The 21,282-nt window shown below is 69.8% G+C and carries 21 protein-coding genes and 1 tRNA gene; 10 read left to right on the forward strand and 12 right to left on the reverse strand.

Annotation, left to right across the window (positions count from 1 at the left end; translation table 11 throughout):
- Genes AC1DB1_RS06755 through AC1DB1_RS06765 form a run of 3 tightly spaced genes read right to left on the reverse strand, consistent with a single transcriptional unit; the run spans window position 1 to window position 5,699 of the window.
- Window positions 1–3,390 (reverse strand): error-prone DNA polymerase, encoded by a 3,390-nt coding sequence (locus AC1DB1_RS06755; protein WP_477200223.1) that lies wholly within the window; start codon window positions 3,388–3,390, stop codon window positions 1–3.
- 11 nt (window positions 3,391–3,401) lie between these two features.
- Window positions 3,402–4,970 carry a DNA polymerase Y family protein gene (locus AC1DB1_RS06760; protein ID WP_477200224.1) on the reverse strand — a complete coding sequence of 523 codons (1,569 nt, stop codon included), beginning with the start codon at window positions 4,968–4,970 and terminating at the stop codon, window positions 3,402–3,404.
- Window positions 4,971–5,699, reverse strand: coding sequence for a hypothetical protein (locus tag AC1DB1_RS06765; protein WP_477200225.1), 729 nt, complete (start codon window positions 5,697–5,699; stop codon window positions 4,971–4,973).
- 158 nt (window positions 5,700–5,857) lie between these two features.
- On the opposite strand from AC1DB1_RS06765, the gene AC1DB1_RS06770 reads away from it, so the two are divergent.
- Window positions 5,858–6,289, forward strand: coding sequence for an NUDIX hydrolase (locus AC1DB1_RS06770; protein WP_477200226.1), 432 nt, complete (start codon window positions 5,858–5,860; stop codon window positions 6,287–6,289).
- A gap of 64 nt (window positions 6,290–6,353) precedes the next feature.
- Here the strand turns inward: AC1DB1_RS06770 and AC1DB1_RS06775 are convergent, their stop codons facing one another.
- The 4 genes from AC1DB1_RS06775 to AC1DB1_RS06790 form a co-directional block, all read right to left on the reverse strand.
- Window positions 6,354–6,557 carry a cold-shock protein gene (locus AC1DB1_RS06775; protein WP_271178696.1) on the reverse strand — a complete coding sequence of 68 codons (204 nt, stop codon included), beginning with the start codon at window positions 6,555–6,557 and terminating at the stop codon, window positions 6,354–6,356.
- 180 nt (window positions 6,558–6,737) lie between these two features.
- Window positions 6,738–7,574: a DUF3097 domain-containing protein gene (locus tag AC1DB1_RS06780; RefSeq protein WP_477200227.1), complete on the reverse strand. Its 837-nt coding sequence runs from the start codon at window positions 7,572–7,574 to the stop codon at window positions 6,738–6,740.
- 139 nt (window positions 7,575–7,713) lie between these two features.
- Window positions 7,714–8,004 (reverse strand): DUF6504 family protein, encoded by a 291-nt coding sequence (locus AC1DB1_RS06785; RefSeq protein WP_477200228.1) that lies wholly within the window; start codon window positions 8,002–8,004, stop codon window positions 7,714–7,716.
- Between the two features lie 116 nt (window positions 8,005–8,120).
- Window positions 8,121–8,732, reverse strand: coding sequence for a TetR/AcrR family transcriptional regulator C-terminal domain-containing protein (locus AC1DB1_RS06790; protein WP_477200229.1), 612 nt, complete (start codon window positions 8,730–8,732; stop codon window positions 8,121–8,123).
- A gap of 80 nt (window positions 8,733–8,812) precedes the next feature.
- On the opposite strand from AC1DB1_RS06790, the gene AC1DB1_RS06795 reads away from it, so the two are divergent.
- The 3 genes from AC1DB1_RS06795 (at window position 8,813) to AC1DB1_RS06805 (ending at window position 10,651) form a co-directional block, all read left to right on the forward strand.
- On the forward strand, window positions 8,813–9,772 hold the full coding sequence (locus tag AC1DB1_RS06795) for a quinone oxidoreductase family protein (protein WP_271178692.1): 960 nt from the start codon (window positions 8,813–8,815) through the stop codon (window positions 9,770–9,772).
- 17 nt (window positions 9,773–9,789) lie between these two features.
- Window positions 9,790–10,020, forward strand: coding sequence for a hypothetical protein (locus AC1DB1_RS06800; protein ID WP_271178691.1), 231 nt, complete (start codon window positions 9,790–9,792; stop codon window positions 10,018–10,020).
- A gap of 88 nt (window positions 10,021–10,108) precedes the next feature.
- Entirely contained in the window at window positions 10,109–10,651 is a 543-nt protein-coding gene (locus AC1DB1_RS06805; protein WP_477200230.1) for a DUF1707 SHOCT-like domain-containing protein, read from the forward strand.
- Window positions 10,652–10,688: 37 nt separating this feature from the next.
- Here AC1DB1_RS06805 and AC1DB1_RS06810 read toward each other — a convergent pair whose 3' ends face one another.
- The 4 genes from AC1DB1_RS06810 to AC1DB1_RS06825 all read right to left on the reverse strand — a co-directional run bounded on the left by AC1DB1_RS06810 (window position 10,689) and on the right by AC1DB1_RS06825 (window position 13,943).
- Entirely contained in the window at window positions 10,689–11,780 is a 1,092-nt protein-coding gene (locus tag AC1DB1_RS06810; RefSeq protein ID WP_271178689.1) for a VIT1/CCC1 transporter family protein, read from the reverse strand.
- A 14-nt stretch (window positions 11,781–11,794) separates the two neighbouring features.
- Window positions 11,795–12,793, reverse strand: a complete 999-nt coding sequence (locus AC1DB1_RS06815) for a helix-turn-helix transcriptional regulator (RefSeq protein ID WP_271178688.1) — start codon at window positions 12,791–12,793, stop codon at window positions 11,795–11,797.
- A 53-nt stretch (window positions 12,794–12,846) separates the two neighbouring features.
- Window positions 12,847–13,797 (reverse strand): cation diffusion facilitator family transporter, encoded by a 951-nt coding sequence (locus AC1DB1_RS06820; protein ID WP_271178687.1) that lies wholly within the window; start codon window positions 13,795–13,797, stop codon window positions 12,847–12,849.
- A 61-nt stretch (window positions 13,798–13,858) separates the two neighbouring features.
- A tRNA-Leu gene (locus tag AC1DB1_RS06825) sits at window positions 13,859–13,943 on the reverse strand.
- Between the two features lie 101 nt (window positions 13,944–14,044).
- On the opposite strand from AC1DB1_RS06825, the gene AC1DB1_RS06830 reads away from it, so the two are divergent.
- The 3 genes from AC1DB1_RS06830 to mshC are packed head-to-tail and all read left to right on the forward strand — an operon-like array spanning window position 14,045 to window position 17,515.
- Window positions 14,045–15,358, forward strand: coding sequence for a M20/M25/M40 family metallo-hydrolase (locus tag AC1DB1_RS06830; protein ID WP_271178686.1), 1,314 nt, complete (start codon window positions 14,045–14,047; stop codon window positions 15,356–15,358).
- Window positions 15,359–15,397: 39 nt separating this feature from the next.
- Complete coding sequence (locus AC1DB1_RS06835; protein WP_477200231.1) at window positions 15,398–16,261, forward strand: undecaprenyl-diphosphate phosphatase; 864 nt, start codon at window positions 15,398–15,400, stop codon at window positions 16,259–16,261.
- A 6-nt stretch (window positions 16,262–16,267) separates the two neighbouring features.
- On the forward strand, window positions 16,268–17,515 hold the full coding sequence (gene mshC, locus AC1DB1_RS06840; RefSeq protein WP_477200232.1) for a cysteine--1-D-myo-inosityl 2-amino-2-deoxy-alpha-D-glucopyranoside ligase: 1,248 nt from the start codon (window positions 16,268–16,270) through the stop codon (window positions 17,513–17,515).
- Between the two features lie 30 nt (window positions 17,516–17,545).
- Here the strand turns inward: mshC and AC1DB1_RS06845 are convergent, their stop codons facing one another.
- A complete protein-coding gene (locus AC1DB1_RS06845; RefSeq protein ID WP_271178683.1) occupies window positions 17,546–18,487 on the reverse strand; it encodes a proteasome assembly chaperone family protein in 942 nt (313 codons plus the stop codon).
- An 89-nt stretch (window positions 18,488–18,576) separates the two neighbouring features.
- Between AC1DB1_RS06845 and AC1DB1_RS06850 the strand changes: the two genes are divergently transcribed.
- Genes AC1DB1_RS06850 through AC1DB1_RS06860 form a run of 3 tightly spaced genes read left to right on the forward strand, consistent with a single transcriptional unit; the run spans window position 18,577 to window position 21,265 of the window.
- Window positions 18,577–19,263, forward strand: a complete 687-nt coding sequence (locus AC1DB1_RS06850) for an HAD family hydrolase (RefSeq protein WP_477200233.1) — start codon at window positions 18,577–18,579, stop codon at window positions 19,261–19,263.
- The gene (locus tag AC1DB1_RS06855) at window positions 19,260–20,285 is read left to right on the forward strand and encodes a tRNA (adenine-N1)-methyltransferase (protein ID WP_477200234.1); all 1,026 of its coding nucleotides are present in this window, start codon (window positions 19,260–19,262) and stop codon (window positions 20,283–20,285) included. The genes AC1DB1_RS06850 and AC1DB1_RS06855 overlap by 4 nt, the downstream gene beginning before the upstream one ends.
- A gap of 59 nt (window positions 20,286–20,344) precedes the next feature.
- A complete protein-coding gene (locus tag AC1DB1_RS06860) occupies window positions 20,345–21,265 on the forward strand; it encodes an FKBP-type peptidyl-prolyl cis-trans isomerase (protein ID WP_477200235.1) in 921 nt (306 codons plus the stop codon).
- Window positions 21,266–21,282 lie beyond the last annotated feature (17 nt).

The following is a 21,282-nucleotide window of genomic DNA, read 5'->3' on the forward strand; positions in this document are numbered from 1 at the left end:
TCAGCGGAAGTCCCGGGAGGTTGTGCGCATCCCGACCCCGAGCGTCTCGAGGCGATCGGCGATCACGTTGATCACGCCCTCCTCCGAGCGCTCCAGCATGCCCCGGATGACCATGGCCGGCGCCTCCCTGGCGACGCGGCGGTAGCGGTTCCAGACCCCCACCGGGCAGATCACGTTGACCAGGCCGGTCTCGTCTTCGAGGTTGAGGAAGGTCACCCCGGCGGCGGTCGCCGGACGCTGGCGGTGCGTGACCACACCGCCGACCTCGACGCGCCGGCCGGATTCGGCGAACGGCAGCTGCTCGGCGCTCAGCACGCCGCGACCGGCCAGCTCCGAGCGCAGGAAGCCGATCGGGTGGTCGTCGGTCGAGATGCCGGTCGCCCACAGGTCGCTCGCGAGCTGCTCGGCCGGCGTGAGCATCGGCAGCAGCGGCGGCTGCACCGTGATGCTGGTGCCGCTGAGGTACTCCGGCTTCTCCTGTGCTGCATTGCCGGCGCCCCAGATGGCCTGACGCCGGCTGAGGTCCATGCTCTCGAAGGCGCCGGCGGCGGCCAGGGCCTCCAGCTGGGCGACATTCAGCCCGACGCGGCGGGACAGGTCGCCGAGGTCGGTGTACGGACCACCGGATGCCCGCTCGGCCACGATGCGGGCCGCCAGCTTCTCGCCGATCGACGTGACACCGGCGAGCCCGAGGCGCACGGCATGTCCGGCGTCACGGCGATGCCGGGCGTAGTCGAGCGGGATCGCGCGCCGGAAGGGCCCGATCTCGGGCTGGTCGGTCTGCAGGCACGGGTCGTCGCCGGTGGGCTCGCGGTGCGCCTCGTCGAGCGGTTCGAGCACCGGGAACACCTCGGAGAGCTGGATGTCGGGACGATGCACCACCACACCGTGCCGTCGGGCGTCGGCCGTCAGCGTGCGCGGCGAGTAGAACCCCATCGGCTGCGCCCGCAGCAGCGCGGCGAGGAAGGCGCCGGGGTAGTGCAGTTTCATCCAGGAGCTCACGTAGACGAGCAGGGCGAAACTGATGGCGTGGCTCTCGGCGAACCCGAAGTTGGCGAACGCCTCGATCTTGGCGTAGATCGCGTCGGCGTCGTCGCCGGTGATCCCGTTGTTCGCCATGCCGGTGTAGAGCTTTTCGCGCAGGGTGCCGATCTTCTCCTGCCCGCGCTTGGATCCCATCGCCCGGCGCAGCAGGTCCGCGTCTTCTGCGGTGCAGTCGCCGACCGCGACCGCCATCTGCATCAGCTGCTCCTGGAACAGCGGGACACCCATCGTGCGCTCCAGCACGGGCTCCAGCTTCGGATGCAGGTAGGTCACCTTCTCCTGCCCGAGCTTGCGCCGGATGTACGGATGCACGGCGCCGCCCTGGATGGGACCGGGCCGGATGAGCGCGATCTCGATCACCAGGTCGTAGAACGATCGCGGCTGCAGGCGCGGCAGCGTGCCGATCTGCGCCCGGCTCTCCACCTGGAACACGCCGATCGAGTCGGCTCGGCAGAGCATGTCGTACACGCCCTGCTCTTCTTTCGGGATGCTGTCGAGCGTCCACTCCTCGCCGAGCGCCGACGCGATCGTCTTCATCGAGTAGTCGAGCGCGCTGAGCATCCCGAGCCCGAGCAGGTCGAACTTGACCAGCCCCATCCAGGCGCAGTCGTCTTTGTCCCACTGCAGCACGGTGCGGTTCTCCATGCGGGCGTGCTCGATCGGGCACACCTCGCCGACCGGGCGGTCGGTGAGCACCATGCCGCCGGAGTGGATGCCGAGGTGTCTCGGGAACTTGAGCACCTGCTGTGCCAGGTCGACCACTTCATCCGGGATGTCGTGGTCGGCCGTCGGCTGGATCGATCCCCAGGAGTCGATCTGCTTCGACCAGCCGTCTTGCTGGCCGGGGCTGTAGCCGAGGGCCTTCGCCATGTCGCGCACCGCGTTCTTGGGGCGGTAGGTGATGACGTTGGCCACCTGGGCGGCGTTGAGGCGGCCGTAGCGACGGTAGACGTACTGGATGACCTCCTCGCGCCGGTCGGAGTCGAAATCGACGTCGATGTCGGGCTCCTCCTCGCGCATGCTGGAGAGGAACCGCTCGAACGGCAGGTCGTACTTGATGGAGTCGACTGCCGTGATGCCCAGCAGATAACAGACCGCCGAGTTGGCCGCCGACCCGCGCCCCTGGCAGAGGATGCCCTGGCTGCGCGCGAATCGGACGATGTCGTACACGATCAGGAAGTAGCCAGGGAAGTTCTTGGCCTCGATCACGTCGAGCTCCCGCTGGATGCGCTCCCGCTTGGCCTCGTCGATGTGCCGGTACCGCTCGGCGGCGCCCTGCCAGGTGAGCTCCCGCAGCCAGCTCATCGGGGTGTGCCCCTCCGGCACCTCCTGGGCGGGGAGGTTGGGCCGGGCACTACGCAGCCGGAACGCGAGGTCGTCGGCGATCTCGACGGTGCGTTCCACCGCGCCTGGGTAGCGGGCGAACCGGGCCGCCATCTCGCGGCCGCTGCGCAGGTGGGCGGTGTTCGCCGCGGGGAGCCATCCGTCGAGCTCGTCGAGGCTGCGCCGGGACCGCACGGCCGCCAGCGCGGACGCGAGCGGATGCTGGGCCGGCGAGGCGTAGTGCACGTTGTTGGTGGCGATCACGGGCATGCGGAGCCGCTCGGCGATGCGGGCGAGTGCGTCGTTGTCGGTGGTGTCGCGCGGATTGCCCTGGTCGGTGAGTTCGACGAGCACGTTGTCGCGCCCGAACAGTTCGGCCAGGCGCGCCACCTCGCGCTCGGCCGCCCGTTCGCCGTCGGAGGCCAGCGCCCGTCGCACATCGCCTTTGCGGCAGCCGGTGAGCACGGCCCAGTCCCCGCCGGAACGGTCGGAGAGGTCGGCCAGGTCGTAGAGCGGTCGACCCTTCTCCTGTCCGGCGAGCTGGGCGGCGGTGAGGGCGGCGGCGAGCGCGTGGTAGCCGGCCTGCTGCCGGGCGAGCACGACCAGATGGCTGCCCTCGGGATCGGCCTCACCGTTCTGCGGCTTGCTGAGCTCGAGCGAGAGCTCGGCGCCGAACACCGTCTTCACGCGGTCGTAGGCCTCGGCGGCCTCGGCGAGGTGCACGACCCCGTAGAGCCCGTCGTGGTCGGTCATGGCGAGACCGTGCAGGCGCAGCCGGGTGGCCTCCTCGAGCAGCTCCTCCGGCGAGCTGGCGCCGTCGAGGAAGCTGAAGTTGGAGTGCGCGTGCAGCTCGGCGTATGGCACGTGGCCGTCGTCGGGCTCATCGGGCACGACGGGCGGCGGGATGTACGGGGCACGCTTGCGCGACGACGGCCGCTCATCGACCTGTTCGCCGGTTCGCCGGGTGCCCGACAGCCGCCTCTCGAACTCGGCCCACGGGATCGGGGGGTTATTCCAGCCCATCGCTGCGCTCCCTAGTCATACCGCGCCTCCGCCCGCCAGCCCTCGTCACCGAGCACCAGCAGCCAAGCCGTGCCGTCGGCATCGACCACCTGGAAGCGCTGCACCGTGCGCGCGTGCTCCGGGTCCCACCAGCGTTCGCGCACCGGCCACGGACCCGCCCACGCCGTCACCTCGCGGGCGTTGCGCGCCTCGCGGGCATCCAGGGCCGACCCGGCGGCCGAGAAGCGGTGGATGGGCGCGCTGACCGTTCCCCGCTCATCCACCGTCACCGGGTCTCCGCCGGCGGAGTAGACGCCCACCGGACGCGCCACCTCGAACACCGTCGCCGGGGCGGGCGCCGGCAGGCTCCCCGGCCAGGGCTGCTCGGCGCGGGCCGCGCCGACCGCGCGGTCGCCCCACGGCACCAGGATCTGCCGCTCGGCCAGGGCTCGACCGCCGCCGATCGTCGCGGTGAGCACGGCGTCGTGACCGAGCATGCTCTGCACCCGGGACAACCCGTGGTGGATGCGCTCGTCGGCGCCTCCGCCCCACAGACCGTCTTCGTGGTGGCCGATGTCGTCGACGCTCTCGGGGGCGACGAGCACGCTCATGATGGGGGAGCCGAGTCCGCTGTCGACCGCCCCGCTGCCCTGCAACTGCCAGCGCACCCGGTCGACGACGTCGGCGGCGGAGAAGAGCCGTGGATGCAGCCACGTGCGTTCGCTCGCCCGGCCCGACTCGTCGGTCACCTCGATGCGGAGGGCCGTGCACACCAGTCCGGCCTTGGTGAGGCCGGCGATGAAGGTCTCGGCGGTGCCGCGGAAGGCGAAGGTCACCTGATCGACCCGGTCGAGCGGCGGCTCGAACTCGATGACCCGGTCGAGCTGCTTGGGCGGGGTGCGGGGCACGACGGCCGCCCCGTCGAGGCCGCTGGCCAGAGTGTGGCAGCGTGCGCCCAGTTCCCCGAACCGCTCGCGCACGTCGGTGGGATCGAGCGCGGCGAGGTCACCGAGCCGGTGGATGCCGAGACGGTGCAGGAGCGGGGTGAGCGCATCCTGGCCCAGCATCGACACCGGCAGCGGCGCCAGGAAGTCGGGGGAGGCGCCGGGCGGGATGATCCGTACGCGATCGAGGCCGGTGCTGCGTGCCGCCTGCTCCGCTGCGAACGGGCCGTCGGCGATGCCGATGCGCGCGTCGGGGATGCCGAGTCCTTCGAGGCAGCGCAGCAGCTCGGCCGCCGCCTGCTGCTCGCCTCCGTAATACCGCGCCGGCCCGCGGGCACGCAGCACGCAGGTACCGGGACGCACCGCCTGCACGCCGGGGGTGATCTCTTCGATGGCGGCCAGCACCGGCTCGAAGGCACGCGCATCCAGCACCGGATCGTACGGATGCACCAGCAGCTGGGTGCAGCGGGCCTGGGCTTCCCGGATGCGCAGGCCGCGCTTGACCCCGTCGGCGCGCGCCGCCGCCGAGCAGGCGAACACGAGGTTGCGGTCGACGAGCGCGAGCGGGGCGGTGGCGGGGAGCTCGAGGGTCTGCACGGTCGCGGTGACCGGCCAGTCCGGACACCACAGCACGATCGCTCTGGTCACGGCCGGCACTCAGATCACCGCCTCCAGATGCGGGACGTCATCCACCGCGGAGAGCCCGGTGACGGTCGCAGGCGAGACGGCCCGGAAACTCTCGCTCGGATCGGGCAGCCACAGGTCGGCTCGCCGTAGGGACCCTGGGCCACCGCGGGTCGCCGATTCCACGGTGACCCGGTGCGCCGCGAGATAGCCCGTTCCGTCGCCGAGGCCGTCCCACCCGCTGCGCGACACCGTGAGGGTCGCCTCGACCTGGGGCCAGTCGCCGACCACGATGAGGGTGGACTCGCGCTGCCGCAGCCGGGCGGTGAGCCGTGCGACATCGCCGTCTCTCGCTCGTGCCGGCGGCACGATCACCACGACGCTCAGCACGTCGACCACCGCGGCCGTCACGGTGAGCCAGTTCTCGCCGGGATGCGGAACCAGCACGAGCCGCTCCAGATCGATGCCGAACCGGCGAGCGGCCTCGGCGCCGAAGTCGGGCATGCCGACGACTCCGCACCAGGCGCCGGCCGCGCTCGGGCCGGCGAGCAGCGCCATCACCAGCGTGGTGGAGCCGCGCACCGAATAGGCCGCCCCCGATTTGAGCGCTCCGCCGGGCAGCAGCGAGGCGAGGGCCGGATGCGTCTCCTGCCGCCTGTCGTCGAGCTTGGTGGCCTGCATCTGCCGGATGCGCGACTGCAGCTCATGCACCTGCGACCGGTCGGAGACCGGCGAGGCGAGGGCGGCTGCTGTGGAGAACACACATCAATTTTCGAACATATGTTCGAAGATCGCAAATGGAATCTGCTGCGAAAGAGCGCCCCGCGCGTGTCGCGCCTGAACGGGTCCGAACCCGGTCCGCCCGGCGACGGACCCAGGCGGACACGACGAACGATACGCCCCCGGTGTGACAATCGACTATGCGCTCCACCTACCCGGCCGCCGTCTATCTCTGCCTGCGCGACGGCGACGACATCCTGCTGCTCCGCCGCGCGGGCACCGGGTACCGCGACGGGGAGCTCGCCGTTCCGGCCGGCCACATCGAGGTGGGGGAGTCGGCGACCCAGGCGCTGCTGCGGGAGACCCGCGAGGAGATCCTGGTCGAGCTCGCTCCGGACGACGTGCGCATGGCGCTCGTGCAGCACGGCCGCGCCGACGGCGAGACCTACATCGACTTCTTCTTCACCGCCGAGCGCGGTGACGCCCGGCCGGCCATCGGCGAGCCGGACAAATGCTCCGAGCTGCTCTGGGCCGGGGTCGATCGGCTGCCCGACGACGTGGTGCCGGCCGTCCGACACGCGATCGAGGCGATCGGGCAGGGCGAGACCTACACGGAGTTCGGCTGGCAGTAGCCCCCGGGCACAGAAGAAGGGGCCGGACCGCGAACGGTCCGACCCCTTCTCACGAGCTCAACGATTAGAGCGGGCGGATGTTCTCCGCCTGCAGGCCCTTGGGGCCCTGGGTTACCTCGAACTCGACCTTCTGGTTCTCTTCCAGCGAGCGGTAGCCGCTCGAGGTGATCGCCGAGTAGTGGGCGAAAACGTCAGCGCCACCATCATCGGGAGCGATGAAGCCGAAGCCCTTTTCGGCGTTGAACCATTTGACCGTACCTGTTGCCATGTCTCCTCCAGGAGCGAATTCTCGACCCCGAACGTCGGGGCCTCGCCGAGTGTTGTAAGCCTGCTCCTGAAAAGGTGGCCACGCTCCGGTTCCGGATCGTACCGCTCCAACACATGCAAAACACACGGCGTATGCCCCAGCCTAGTGGCAGAAACGCCAAAAAGGCACCCGTTCGAGTTGTTACGGCTCTGTCACGAAGTCGATCAGCTGCTCGACCCGGCCCAGCAGCTCCGGCTCGAGATCGGCGTAACTGCGTACCGTTCCGAGGATGCGCTTCCACGCTCTGGCGACGTCGGCCTGCGTCTCATGGGGGAGACCGAGCGCCTCGCAGATCCCATGTTTCCAGGGGATCGAGCGGGGGATGTCCGGCCACGACCGGAGCCCGACGCGCTCCGGTTTGACCGCCTGCCAGATGTCGATGTACGGATGCCCGACCACCATGACATGGGCACCGAACGGCCCGCGCGCCACGGTTCCTGCGATTCTGCTCTCTTTCGAACCCGGGACGAGATGATCGACCAGAACGCCGATCCTGCGGCTGCGATCGGGTGCGAACTCGCGGACGATCGCGTCGAGGTCGTCGACGCCCTCGAGGTATTCGACGACGACGCCTTCGACGCGCAGGTCGTCGCCCCACACGCGCTCGACGAGTTCGGCGTCGTGCTTGCCCTCCACGAAGATGCGGCTCGCGCGCGCGGTCCGCGCACGCTGGTCGTCGACCGCGAACGATCCGGATGCGGTGCGCGCCCTGGTGCCGCCGCTCTGCTTGGGGACGACCAGCGTCACCGGCTCGCCGTCGATGAGGAAGCTGCCGCTGAGCGGGAAGACGCGCTTCTTGCCGAAGTAGTCTTCGAGCTCGACGGTCTGGGTCTCGATGCGGGTCACTGCGCCGCAGAAGCCGCTGGCGGCGTCCTCGACCACGAGGTCGCGGACGGCTTCGACGGAGGGCACGGGCTTTCGGTCGGCATTCTTCCAATCGGTCGCCAGCACATCGGATCCATAGCGGTCGTACGTCACCCCGTGAGAGTAGTCCGCCGCGCAGATCGGGCGGGGGAGGCACGCGGCGGACGGCGGCCGCTGTGCATCCGGAGCAGAACGGCATCCGGGGCGCGGAATCGCATCCAGCATGCACGGGACGGGCATCCGGACCGCGCGCTCAGTCGAAGATGTGCACCAGCTGCCAGGTGCGCCGGTCGTCGTCGTGCTTTACGTCGAAGACATGGGCACGCCCGTCGTCGTCGGTGGCCTGGAAGCGCCAGCCGCCGATCTCGCGGGGGAGTGCGCCGATGCCGTAGCGGTTCTCGCCGAACGGGCGCCACCACCGGCAGACGTCGGCCCAGACGGTGGGGGTGTCGCTCACGCGGTACCGGGTCGCACGCCACACCAATCGGGTCGGGATGCCGTCCTCCGTCGTCCACACCGCGACGGTCTCGTCGATCTCCGCCATTGTCCTCACCTCGTCGATTCGAACGTATGTTCGAATCCGAGTGTAGATCCAACCACTGTCGCGCGCATAGCGATCCGGCGTCGCGAAGGTCGAGGCAGCGTCGAGATGCCGGTGACTCAGGCGTGCGGTGGAAGGCCAAGCAGGAGCCGTGCGGTGTCCTGGTAGAGGTCGTCCGAGGTGCGACCGTCGTGGAAGTACTCGCCGATGGCACGGGTCATGACGGGGAATCGCCCGAGGAGTTCCTCGAGATCGGGGGGCTGCTGCGATTCGTCCGTCGGCGCCTGCTCTTCGAGCACGTAGCCGACCGTGAGGCGCTCACCGGCGAGCACGAGGAGCCGCGCCCTCTGCAGCTCGATCCCGTGGTCGACGAGTGTGGACATGGCCGACTCCGAGAAGTCGGCGCGACGCAACGAAAGGCGGGCACCGGAGACGATCCGGGCGCCGTCGCGGCGGCGGAGCATCGCCCTCCGCAGCTCGGTCAGGGCGGTCAGCAGCCATTCCGACCACTCGCCGTCGGGTCCGGGTGCGGGGATCGCCGCGATGGCGTCGTCCATGATGGCGTTGGCCAGGGCGTCGAGGAGTTCGGCCTTGCTGCCGATGTGCCAGTAGAGCGTGGGCGCCTGCACGCCGAGGCGGCCGGCGAGGGCGCGGAGACTGAGGGATTCGAGACCCTTGTCGTCGAGCAGACTCAGGGCCTCGTCGACGACCTGCTGCCGGTCCAACGCCATGAGCCCTCCTTGCACGATCGCTCTTACAGTGTTAGAAATACCCTAGCGCTCTAACACTGTAAGAGAGAAGGCGAAAGACCGTGAAGGCAGCAGTCGTGGACCGCGCGGGAGCCGTTCCGCGCTTCCAGGACTTTCCCGACCCTGAGGTCGGAGAAGGTCAGGTGCTGGTGACCGTCGAGGCGGTCGCGGTGGAGAACGTGGATCGCGCGATCGTCGCCGGCACCCACTACACGTCCGCGCCGTTCCAGGCGGCGCTGCCGGCGATCCCGTGCTTCGACGGCATCGGCCGCCTGCCCGACGGAACCGTCGTCGGGTTCGGCGGCGTCACGCCGCCGTACGGAACGCTCGCGCAGTATGCGGCGGTGCCCGCCACCCACACGGCGCCGATCCCGGAGGGGATCGGCGCGCCGATCGCGGCGGCGCTGTCCTCCGCGATCAGCGCCATGAGCATGCGCACCGCTGGCGGTCTCAGCTCGGGTGAGACCGTGCTGGTGCAAGGCGCGACCGGCGTGGCCGGGCGACTGGCCGTTCAGATCGCGCGGCTCCTCGGCGCCGGACGCATCGTGGCCACGGGACGCGACGAGGAGGCCCTCCGGCAGCTGTCGGCGCTCGGCGCTGACGCCGTGATCAACACCGCCGTCGACGACGCCGAACTGGTGCAGGCGTTCCGGGACCACGCCGGCGACGGGTACGACGTGGTCATCGATTACCTCTGGGGTCGACCCACCGAGCTGCTGACCCGCGCGCTGATCCCCGGCAGCTTCGCCATGCCAGAGCGCACCCGCCTCGTGCAGATCGGCGAGTCCGCCGGCCCTGCGATCAGCCTCACCGGTGACGCCCTGCGCACCTCGGGCCTGGAGATCTACGGTGCCGCCCGCAACCTGGCCTCCGGTATGGCTGCCGCCTACCAGCAGGTCGTCGACTGGCTGCGCAGCGGCGAGCTCGCCATCGACGTCACCACCATGCCCCTCAGTGAGATCGAGTCGGCATGGACCCGCACCGATCTCCGGGGCACCCGCCTCGTCATCGTCCCTGATTGATCCCGACAGGAGAACCCATGAACACCCTCGCATCCACCCTGCACGATGCCACCCACAGCGTCCCCGGAGTGCCGGCGCACAGCGACGCACCCGCGGCCAATCAGCCGCATCGCAATCGGGTGAGGGCCGGTCAGGGCAACCGGGGTCCGCGCCTGCAGAACAACAGCCGGCGCCACCACACCCCGCCGCGTATCCTCATCTCCTGGCAGAACTGGATCGGCCGGCTCGTCGGGCGCGGCGACCGCTGATCAGGGGCGACAACAGCGTCTCGAGACGTCTCAAGAGCCCCATTCCGCACCTCTCGCGCGGCGTGACGGCTGCTGCCATACTGACGGAATGACCGACAATTCGGACGCGTCCGGTGCATTCCGCCTCAGCAATGCAGAGCGCGATCGTGCTGTCGCCGCCCTCCAGTCGCACGCCGCAGACGGCCGGCTGACCGAGGATGAGGTCCAGGCTCGCGTCCAGTCCGCCCGCACCGCCGTGACCCGCGGCGACCTCGCGCCGCTGTTCGCCGATCTGCCCCGCTTCGTCGCATTCGACGACGCCGCTCCGTCGGCCGCAGCGCCCCCTGGAGCAGCGCAGCCCGGATCGGCCGCGTCGTTCGGTCCACCCGCCGCGTACGGCTCCGCCGACGGCTACGGCACCCGCGACGGCTACGGTCCCGGTCGCGTCTCGGACGGCCGCCCGTTCGGTCGCAACGGCTACGTGATCGTCTCGATCGTGCCGTTCATCGCGCTCATCCTGTTCTTCTTGACGAGCTGGATCTGGGGTTTCGCCTACAGCTGGCTGTGGTTCCTGCTCATCCCGATCGTGGGCGTCATCGTGTACGGCAGCGGCTACGAGGGCCGCGAGCGGGACCGCAACCGCAACCGGTAGCACGGGCGTCCGGCGCAGCACCCGACGGCCGCGCCGGCTACCCGAGCGTCGCGCCGAACAGCAGGCCGAGGAGGTACGTCGCCGCTGCGGCGCCGTACCCGATCGCGAGCTGACGCAGGGCGCGCTTGAGCGGAGAGGCGCCGGAGAGCAGACCGACGACCGCACCCGTGCCGAGCAGCACTATGCCCACGAGCACCGCCGCGACGATGACCGCCGTCGTGCCCTGCAGCCCGAACAGATACGGGATGATCGGGATGAGCGCCCCCGACGCGAAGAAGCAGAAGCTCGAGACGGCCGCGCTCCAGCCGTTGCCGACGGACTCGTGCTCGTCCACCTCGACGGCGTCCGCATCCGGTTCGACGTTGTAGGTCGCGAGCCCGCTCAGCACCTCGGCTGCGTGGGTCGTGGCGTCCTCCGGACTCATTCCGCGGGCGCGGTACACGAGCGTGAGTTCGTTGGCGTCGACATCGAGATCCGGCAGCACGGTGCGTGCGGCCGGGTTCGGGGTGGATGCCTCGAGCAGTTCGCGCTGGGAGCGCACCGAGACGTACTCGCCGGCTCCCATCGACAGCGCGCCCGCGAGCAGACCGGAGATGCCGGTCAGCAGCACCACGTGATTCGGCACTCCGCTGGCGCTGATGCCGAGCACGAGCGCGAGGTTGCTCACCAGCCCGTCGTTGGCGCCGAACACCGCCGCGCGGAAGGTGCCGGAGAGCCGCTGACGCCCGCGGGCCGCGAGCGCGCGCACGACCTCTTCGTGGATCTGCTCGTCGGCGGCCATCTGCGGCGTCGCGTCGACATCCGCGCCGTACGGCGATCGCGCCTCGGCGCGTTGTGCGAGCGCGAGCACGAACACGGAGCCGAAGCGCCGCGCGAGGAAGCCGAGCACGCGCGTGCGCAGGTCGCCGCGCAGGGGTTTGCCCACCCGGTCGCCGAGCAGGTCGAGCCAGTGCTGTTCGTGCCGGCGTTCGGCTTCGGCGAGCGCGAGGAGGATCTCCCGCTCCTCGCCGGTCCGCCGTCCGGCCAGGTCGCGGTAGACGGAGGCCTCGGCCCGTTCGTCCGCGAGGTATCGGCGCCAGCGGCGCACGTCGGCGGGACTGGGCTCTCGCCGGGCAATGTCGTTGGTCATAACGGTGGAACAGTCTATGCGTCGTGGATGCCCGGTGCCTGTTCGCCGGTGCCTTCGGAGGCGTTCGCCGCTGCGAACCGCTCGGCCCAGACGTGCATCCGCTCCGCGACCGCGCGAGGCGAGACCGACTCGATCGGGGCGTCGACGGCGCCGAGGCCGTAGAGCGCCCAGTCGGCATTGTCCGCCGTCATCCGGATGCGCGTGCGCGTGTCGTCGACGGGCTCGGTGGTCGCCCAGGGGCCGATCGTGGCCTGCACATCCGCCAGTGGTGCGCGCACGATCGCGACGACGTTCAGCGGGGTCGGCGCGACGCCACCGAGCGAGGCGCGAACGAACGCGGCGGCGTCGTCGGCCGGCAGGTCACGCGGACGGAAACGCGAGCCCGTCGCCCGGGGGCCGGAAAGCCGGTCGAGGCGGAAGCTGCGCCAGTCGAAGCGGGTCAGGTCGTAGGCGACCAGGTACCAGCGGCGCCCGACCGAGACGAGCCGGTGCGGTTCGACGCGACGGTCGGTGCGCTCACCGTCGCGGGCGGTGTACACGAAGTCGAGCCGCTCCTCGTCGCGGCAGGCCTGCGCGATGGTGGTGAGCACCTCGGCGTCGACGCTGGGGCCGGGGCGCAGGGAACCGGCGACCGTCGCGGAACGCAGCGCCTCGACGCGGCGGCGCAGCCGGGGAGGCATGACCTGCACGACCTTGGTGAGCGCGCGCACCGACGCGTCTTCGATACCGGCGATGCCGCTCTGCGCAGCGGTCCGCAGCCCGACGGCGAGAGCCACCGCCTCCTCGTCGTCGACGACGAGCGGCGGGAGCGAGGCGCCGGCGGCGAGCTGGTACCCGCCGTCGACACCGCGGGTGGCGTCGACCGGATAGCCGAGCTCGCGCAGCCGGTCGACATCGCGGCGCAGGGTCCTCACCGAGACCTCGAGCCGTGCGGCGAGAACGCTTCCGGGCCAGTACCGCTGCGTCTGAAGGAGCGAGAGCAGCTGGAGGGTGCGTGAACCGGTCGTCGCCATGCGACCCAGTCTGCCGCGGATTGCGGACGGTTACTGACCGCAATCCGCGGACGTCAGCCGGCGGTCGTCTCCTGCAGTGCTGTCGCCCCCGGGCGCGACAGCGTCAGCACCGCCTCCGTGATGTACGGGCTCTCCTCGAGCGCCGCCTCGACCGCCATCAGATCGGAGGCGACATCGGACTCGGGATCGTTGCCGATCAGATCGACGGCGGCGACCAGGTAGAAGCGCTCGGGCCCGACGTACTCCAGATGCAGGTATGTCACCTTCTCGACCTCAGGATGCTCGAGCAATGCCGAGAGGAAGATCTGATTCACCCGCTCCGAGCCCGGCTCCCCGAGCAAGAACCGCCGGTTGCGGTCGATCAGGATGATGGCGACGATCGCCAGCAGCACGCCGACCAGGATCGACCCGATCGCGTCGAAGACCGCGTTGCCGGTGAGCTCGTGCAGGAGGATGCCCAAGAAGGCGATCACCAGTCCGATGAGCGCCGCCGCATCTTCGGCGAAGACCGCACGCAGCGTCGGGTTCGACGTGCTGAGAATGTGGCCGAGGGTGCTGGTTCCCCGCTCCGACGCCTTCCCGCGCGCCTGCCGGTACGACTGTAGGAACGAGATGCCCTCGAACACGAAGGCGACCGCGAGCACGATGTAGTTGATCAGGTAGTCGCCGCCCGGCTCCTCGCTCGTCAGCTGCGACACCCCGTGCATGATCGAGACGACGGCCCCAGCGGTGAACAACCCGACCGCGGCGAACAGCGACCAGACGTACGCGTCGCGACCGTAGCCGCCCGGATGCGCGGAGTCCCGCGGCTTCGCTGAGCTGCGCTCGGCCTGCAGCAGGAAGATCTCGTTGCCGGCATCCGCCCACGAGTGCGCCGCCTCGGCGACCATCGACGCGGACCCGGTGATCACGGCAGCGAATGTCTTGGCCAGCGCGACGATCACATTGGCGCCGAACGCGATGAGAACGGTGAGGAGGCTGGAGGATCCGCGGTCGTCCGACATGCGGTTCACACTAGCCCCGAACAAACGAAGAACCCCGGTCGTGAGACCGGGGTTCTGTCTGTGTCCGAGGGGGGACTTGAACCCCCACGCCCTATACGGGCACTAGCACCTCAAGCTAGCGCGTCTGCCATTTCCGCCACCCGGACGGGTGTTTCCGGAAGCCGTTCGAACCGGCCGCCGAAGAAAGACATTAGCATGAAAACCGGTCCCGATTTCACACCGCGGTCGCGTTGATAGCGTTGACACCATGACGGATGCCCGAAACGAGACTCAGCTCGACGAGACCGCGGAGATCGCTCGCGATCTCATCCGGTTCGACACCACGAACTACGGCGAGGGGAAGTCGAACGGCGAGACGGACGCCGCCGAGTACGTGGAGGCGAAGCTGCGTGCGATCGGCCTCGAACCGCAGCTGTTCGACTCGGATCCTGGGCGCACGAGCGTCGTCGCGCGGGTCGCCGGACGGGACTCGTCCAAGCCGGGACTCGTCGTGCACGGACACCTGGATGTCGTGCCCGCCGACCCGCGCAACTGGAGCGTCGACCCGTTCGGCGGCGACATCAAGGACGGCCTGCTCTGGGGCCGCGGCGCCGTCGACATGAAGAACATGGATGCGATGATCCTGACCGCGGTCGGCGACATCCTGAGCGCGGGGAAGCAGCCGGAGCGCGACCTCGTCGTGGCGTTCTTCGCCGACGAGGAGGACGGCGGCCGGCGCGGCTCGCACTACCTCGTCGACAACCACCCGGAGCTCTTCGCCGGCGCGACCGAGGCGATCAGCGAGGTCGGCGGCTATTCGATCGACCTCGACGGCCGGCGTGCCTACCTGATGCAGACGGGGGAGAAGTCGCTCGTCTGGATCAAGCTCATCGCCAGGGGCCGCGCTGCGCACGGCTCGCGGCTCATCCGGGACAACGCGATCACCCGCCTGGCGGAGGCCGTCGTCGCGATCGGGCGTCAGGACTGGCCCATCCAGCTCAGCGACACGACGACCCAGTTGCTCGCCGAGCTGTCGCGCATCCTCGACGTCGACCCGCAGCAGGTCGGGCCCGACGAACTCGTGCTCCGCACCGGGACCGCCGCGGGGTTCATCCTGGCCACGCTGCGCACCACCACCAATCCCACGATGCTCACCGCCGGCTACAAGCACAATGTGATCCCGGACACGGCAGAGGCGCTGATCGACATCCGCACCCTGCCCGGCGAGGAGGACGACGTGCTCGCGCGGGTGCGGGAGCTCGTAGGCGACGACATCGAGATCGAGATCATGCACCGCGACGTCGGACTCGAGGCGGCGTTCGACGGCCCCCTCATCGACGCGATCGTGGAGACCCTCGGAGCCCACGATCCCGGCGCTCCGGTGCTGCCGTATCTGCTCTCGGGCGGCACCGACAACAAGGCGCTCAGCAAGCTCGGAATCACCGGCTACGGGTTCGCGCCGCTGCGTCTGCCGGCCGAGCTCGACTTCCCCGGGATGTTCCACGGCGTCGACGAGCGCGTGCCACTCGACGCGCTAATCTTCGGTAGGACTGTGCTGCGCGACCTGCTGCTCAGCTACTGACGACACGACCCGACCTCCCCACGGCAGCGAAAGCGACGCATGGACTACATCAACGCCATCATCCTCGGGCTCGTGCAGGGCCTCACCGAGTTCCTCCCGATCTCGTCGAGCGCGCACATCCGGATCGTCGGGGAACTCCTCGGCACCGGGGCCGACCCCGGCGCGCGCTTCACGGCGATCATCCAGCTCGGTACCGAGGCAGCCGTCCTGCTGTACTTCTGGCGCGACATCGTCCGCATCGTCAAGGCCTGGTTCCTGGCGCTCTTCGGCCGCATCCCGCGTAACGACCCGGATGCCCGCATGGGCTGGCTCGTCATCATCGGCAGCATCCCGATCGTGGTGCTGGGGCTGCTGTTCCAGAACGCCATCGAGACCACCTTGCGGTCGCTCTGGATCGTCGCGGCGACCATGATCATCTTCGGCATCCTGCTCGGCGTCGCCGACGCCGTCGGAGCCAAGACCCGGCGGCTGAAAGACCTCACCTGGGGCCACGGCATCATCTTCGGTTTCGCCCAGGCGCTCGCGCTGATCCCCGGCGTCTCGCGTTCGGGTGGCACGATCACCGCCGGGCTGTTCATGGGGTACCAGCGCAAGGCCGCGGCGCGCTACTCGTTCCTGCTGGCGCTCCCCGCCGTCTTCGGAAGCGGCTTCTACCAGCTCTACAAGTCGATCAAGGAGCCGTGCACGCAGGCTTTGGCGGCGACGAACACCTGCACCGTCGAGGTGTTCGGCACCGGCCCGACCATCGTGGCCACCATCGTCGCGTTCATCGTGGGCCTGCTCGTGATCGTCTTCTTCATGAGCTACATCTCGCGCCGGAGCTTCCTCCCGTTCGTCATCTACCGGCTTGCGCTCGGCGTTCTGCTGATCATCCTGCTGCTCACCGGCGTCCTCGCCGCCTAGCACCGGATGCGCACCTGGTCGCGGCCCGTCGTGCCGCACGTCGAGGGCGAATCACGACCGCCGTTCCTATTCGACACCGCGACCCGGCAACTGGTCGAGGCCCGCCCCGACGACGTCGCTCGGCTCTACGTCTGCGGTGTCACGCCGTATGACGCTACCCATCTCGGTCACGCCGCCACCTACCTGGCGTTCGACACACTGCAGCGCGTGTGGCTGGATGCCGGCTACCGCGTGCACTACGCCCAGAACATCACCGACGTCGACGACCCGCTCCTCGAGCGCGCCGCGGAGACGGGTGTGGACTGGCGGGAGCTCGCCGCCGAGCAGATCGAGCTGTTCCGCGGCGACATGGAGAGCCTGGCGATCATCCCGCCCGACGACTACGTGGCCGTGACCGAGGTGATCGAGCAGATCGGGCGTGCCACGCGCATCCTGCTCGACCGGGGGATGGGCTACCGCGTCGACGACGACGTCTACTTCGACGTCCAGGCGGCTCAGGACGCCGCGCCGTGGGAGCTCGGCGAGGAGAGCAACCTCGACCGCGAGACGATGCTGGCGCTGTCGGCCGAGCGCGGGGGAGACCCCGACCGCCCGGGCAAACGGGACCCCCTCGATCCGTTGCTCTGGCGCGCGTCGCGCGACGGCGAGCCCTCGTGGCCGTCGGAGGTCGGAGACGGCAGGCCCGGCTGGCACATCGAGTGCTCGGTGATCGCCCTGATGCACCTCGGGCGCGACTTCACGGTGCAGGGCGGCGGGTCCGATCTGATCTTCCCGCATCACGAGCTGAGCGCCGGCCACGCTGCCGCGCTCAGCGGCCATCCGCTGGCCAGGGTGTACAGCCACGCGGGCATGGTCGCCTACCAGGGCGAGAAGATGAGCAAGTCTCTGGGCAACCTGGTGATGGTTTCGCGGCTCCGTGAGGGCGGCGTCGACCCGCGAGCGATCCGGCTGGCGCTGCTCGCCCACCACTACCGGTCGGACTGGGAGTGGTTCGACGGCGACATCGACGAGGCGACGCAGCGTCTGGAGCGCTGGAGCGAGCTCGCTCGCCGTGAATCCGTGGATATCACCGCCGACATTGCGCGCGTGGAAGGCGAGCTGCTCGAAGAGGTCCGCTCCGCCGTGCGCGCCGACCTCGACACTCCCACGGCGCTGATCGCGATCGACCTCTGGGTCGCGACCGCCCCGGCCGCCGTCTCACCACTGATGCTCGACGCGATCGACGCCCTGCTCGGGATCCGCCTGCGCGCCTGACGGCGATGAGACCGCTGGATCGCTAGCGCGCTAGGAGCGCCAGGGTTCGTCGGGCCGCCCGCCGGCCTGGCCGTCGCGGCCGTCTCGTCCGTCGCCGCGGCGGCGCAGGTAACGCTCGAACTCCTGCGCGATCGCCTCGCCGCTGGCCTCGGGGGAGTCGACCGTGTCGCGCGCCTGCTCCAGCTGCTGGATGTATGCGGCCATCTCTTCGTCGTCCGCCGCCAGCGCGTCGATCCCCGCCTCCCACGCTGCGGCCTCGTCGACCAGCCCGCCGCGCGGGATCGTGACGTCGACCAGCTCCTCGAGCTTGTCGATGAGGGCGAGCATCGCCTTCGGGCTCGGCGCATTGTGCACGTAGTGCGGCACCGACGCCCAGATGGTCACCGTGGGGATGCCGACGGCCTCTGCGCCCTCCGCGATCGCGCTCAGGATGCCGACGGGCCCTTCGTACGTGGAGCGCTCGATGCCCAGCTCGGTGCGGACCGCCGAGTTCTCGCTGGACGCGAAGATGGAGATGGGACGGGTGTGCGGCACATCGGCGAGCATGGCGCCGAGGAAGACGATGCCGCCGATGTCGGAGGCGAGGGCCGCGTCGAGGATCTCCGCCGTGAAGCTCTTCCAGCTGCGCGACGGCTCGGTGCCGAGCAGAAGGTAGATGTTGCCGACATTGTCACCGCTCACCCGGAGGTTCGCGTCGTCGGCGAGGGCGTGCGACGGATCGCCGGGATGCACCGGTCCGTAGGTGATCGCCGACGGCCAGACGAGGCGGCGCTGGCCGTCGTCATCGGTCACTGTCGGGCGATTGAACTGGAAGTCGAAATAGAGTTCGGGGTCGACCTCGGCGATGGGCACGACGTCGAGGACGTCCTGCAACGTCTTGACGGCGCCGCTCGCCGCCTCACCCGCGTCGTTCCAGCCTTCGAACGCCACGACCAGGATGCGGCCGCCGAGGAAGTTCGTGCCCTGCGTCACAGTGGGTGTACCTCGTCCTCTCGTCGTGCGCCCGGACGGACGCCATCCATCCAGGATAGGCCCGTGGCTCACCGTTAGACTTGTGGCCCGTGACCTCTCTGACACCTCCGTCGCTGCCCGCCGCCGTTTTCTGGGACATGGACGGCACCCTCGTCGACACCGAACCGTACTGGATGGCCTCCGAGGTCGAGCTGGTCGGCTCCTTCGGCGGCACCTGGACCCACGACGACGGGCTCACCCTGGTCGGCCTGGGTCTCTGGAACTCGGCGGAGATCCTGCAGTCGCGCGGCGTCGACCTCACGCCGGACGAGATCGTGCAATGGCTGACCACGCGGGTGCAGGAGAAGCTCGACACGGATGGCGTCCCGTGGCGTCCCGGCGCCAGGGAACTGCTGGCCGAACTGCGCGAGCGGGGCATCCCGACCGCGCTGGTCACCATGTCGGTGCGCCGGATGGCCGAGCAGATCGTCGCGCACATCCCGTTCGACGCCTTCGACGTGATCGTCAGCGGTGACGAGGTCAGCCACCCGAAGCCACACCCGCAGCCGTACCTCCGGGCCGCCGAGCTCCTGAACGTCGACCCTGCCGCATCCGTCGCAATCGAGGACTCGCTCGTCGGGCTGGCCTCCGCCGTCGCGTCGGGCGCGGTCACCATCGGCGTCCCGCACATCGTGCCGCTCCCGGAGAGCGACGAGCACACGCTGTGGACCTCGCTGGAGGGCAAGAGCGCCGACGACGTCATCGCGCTGGCCGACGCCAGGGCGGTCGTTCGATGAGCGCCTCGGAGCTGCCGCAGAGCAGCGGACCGTTCCGCGCGGGCGACCGGGTGCAGCTCACCGGTCCGAAGGGCAAGCTGAACACGATCACGCTCGAACCGGGCAAGGTCTTCCACACGCACCGGGGGATCCTGGAGCACGACGCGATCATCGGGATCCCCGACGGCTCGGTCGTCACCAACAACGTCGGCGTCGAGCACCTCGCGCTGCGCCCGCTCCTCAACGACTTCGTCATGTCGATGCCGCGCGGCGCCGCGATCATCTACCCGAAGGACGCCGCGCAGATCCTGGCGCTGGCCGACATCTTCCCGGGTGCGTCGGTCGTCGAGGCCGGCGTCGGCTCCGGTGCCCTCTCCCTCTGGCTGCTCCGCGCGATCGGGCCCGCCGGCACGCTCCGGTCGTTCGAGCGCCGCGACGAGTTCGCCGAGGTGGCACGGGCGAACGCGGCGACGTTCCTCGGACGCGACCCCGAGAACTGGTCGGTGACGGTCGGCGATCTGCAGGAGGCCCTGCCGACGGCGGTCGAGGAGCAGAGCGTCGACCGCGTCGTGCTCGACATGCTCGCGCCCTGGGAATGCCTGGATGTCGTCACCGCGGCGCTCAAGCCCGGCGGAGTGCTGCTCTGCTACATCGCCACCGTCACCCAGCTCTCCCGCGTCGCCGAGGCGATCCGCGCATCCGGTGAGTACACGCATCCGCAGTCGAGCGAGACGATGGTGCGCGGCTGGCATGTCGAGGGTCTCGCCGTCCGCCCCGACCACCGGATGATCGGCCACACGGGCTTCCTCATCACGGCACGACGCCTCGCCCCCGGCACGGTGCTGCCCGAGCTCAAGCGCCGTCCGTCGAAGAGCGACTACAGCGACGACGACGTCGAGGCCTGGACCCCTGGAGCGCTCGGGGAGCGCCAGTCGAGCCCCAAGAGCCTGCGCAAGCGGGTCCGCGCGGCCGCGTCGAGCGCCGAGCTGTCCAAGGCGCGCGGGCTCGACGCGTCGTCGGAGGACGACTCCGCCATCAACTAGCATGGGAGGCCGGAGGGCGCGTCCTTCCGGTTCCCGTCGATAGCACTGAAAGAGGACTCGTGCGCAGAGCAACCGCACTCGTCGTAGCCGCTGGGCTGCTGGCCATCACACTCACGGGATGCTCGTCAGACCCGAACGCGAACTGCGACGCCGCACTCAAGCCGGGCGCGGCGTCCGCTCTGATCAGCGCGACGGGCAAGGTCGGATCCAAGCCGACGGTCACGTTCCCCACGCCGATCGACACCACCACGTCGCAGCGTTCGACCCTGGTGGAGGGCTCGGGCGAGCAGGTCATCAAGGGCCAGATGGTGGAGCTCCAGTACTCCTTCTTCGACGGCGCGACGAAGCAGAGCCTCGGCGCGAGCACGTACGAGGCGAACTCGCCGCAGCTCGTCGCGATCGGACAGGTGCCGATCCCCGCGCTCAACGACGGGCTCCTCTGCTCGACGGTCGGCTCGCGCCTCGCCATCGCCATGGCGCCGAAGGACACCGCTACCGAGTCCGCCTCGCAGCTGCCGAACTCGGTGGTCGCCGTCGTCGACGTCGTCAAGGCGTTCCTGCCGAAGGCGAACGGCGCTCCGCAGCCGTCGGTCTCCGGCTTCCCCACGGTGGTCCTCGCCCCGACCGGGCAGCCGGGCATCACGGTGCCCGGGAGCTCGGCACCGAAGAAGGTGCAGGCCGAGACGCTGAAGGCCGGCTCGGGTGAGACGGTCAAGAAGGACAGCACGGCCGTGCTCCACTACACCGCCGTCGGCTGGGAGAACAAGAACGTCGCACTGAGCACCTGGACCAGCGGAACGCCCGACGTCGTCCCGGTGAACACGGGCGCCTCGGTCGTGCAGCAGGGCTCCGCGCTGCCGCAGGCGATGCTCAAACAGCTGGTGGGCAAGAAGGTCGGTTCGCAGATCGGTGTCGTGACGCCGGCCGACGGCAGCACGCCCGCTCTCGTCTGGGTCGTCGACATCCTCGGAGTGCGCTAGCCGATTAGGATGGACGG

The sequence above is a fragment of the Leifsonia sp. 10N434 genome, assembly GCF_056394405.1.

Coding starts and splice junctions, on each gene's coding strand:
- AC1DB1_RS06755 (WP_477200223.1), bottom strand. CDS start 3,390: ATGGGCTGGAATAACCCCCCGATCCCGTGGGCCGAGTTCGAGAGGCGG.
- AC1DB1_RS06770 (WP_477200226.1), top strand. CDS start 5,858: ATGCGCTCCACCTACCCGGCCGCCGTCTATCTCTGCCTGCGCGACGGC.
- AC1DB1_RS06775 (WP_271178696.1), bottom strand. CDS start 6,557: ATGGCAACAGGTACGGTCAAATGGTTCAACGCCGAAAAGGGCTTCGGC.
- AC1DB1_RS06785 (WP_477200228.1), bottom strand. CDS start 8,004: ATGGCGGAGATCGACGAGACCGTCGCGGTGTGGACGACGGAGGACGGC.
- AC1DB1_RS06790 (WP_477200229.1), bottom strand. CDS start 8,732: ATGGCGTTGGACCGGCAGCAGGTCGTCGACGAGGCCCTGAGTCTGCTC.
- AC1DB1_RS06800 (WP_271178691.1), top strand. CDS start 9,790: ATGAACACCCTCGCATCCACCCTGCACGATGCCACCCACAGCGTCCCC.
- AC1DB1_RS06805 (WP_477200230.1), top strand. CDS start 10,109: ATGACCGACAATTCGGACGCGTCCGGTGCATTCCGCCTCAGCAATGCA.
- AC1DB1_RS06810 (WP_271178689.1), bottom strand. CDS start 11,780: ATGACCAACGACATTGCCCGGCGAGAGCCCAGTCCCGCCGACGTGCGC.
- AC1DB1_RS06815 (WP_271178688.1), bottom strand. CDS start 12,793: ATGGCGACGACCGGTTCACGCACCCTCCAGCTGCTCTCGCTCCTTCAG.
- AC1DB1_RS06820 (WP_271178687.1), bottom strand. CDS start 13,797: ATGTCGGACGACCGCGGATCCTCCAGCCTCCTCACCGTTCTCATCGCG.
- AC1DB1_RS06830 (WP_271178686.1), top strand. CDS start 14,045: ATGACGGATGCCCGAAACGAGACTCAGCTCGACGAGACCGCGGAGATC.
- AC1DB1_RS06835 (WP_477200231.1), top strand. CDS start 15,398: ATGGACTACATCAACGCCATCATCCTCGGGCTCGTGCAGGGCCTCACC.
- mshC (WP_477200232.1), top strand. CDS start 16,268: ATGCGCACCTGGTCGCGGCCCGTCGTGCCGCACGTCGAGGGCGAATCA.
- AC1DB1_RS06855 (WP_477200234.1), top strand. CDS start 19,260: ATGAGCGCCTCGGAGCTGCCGCAGAGCAGCGGACCGTTCCGCGCGGGC.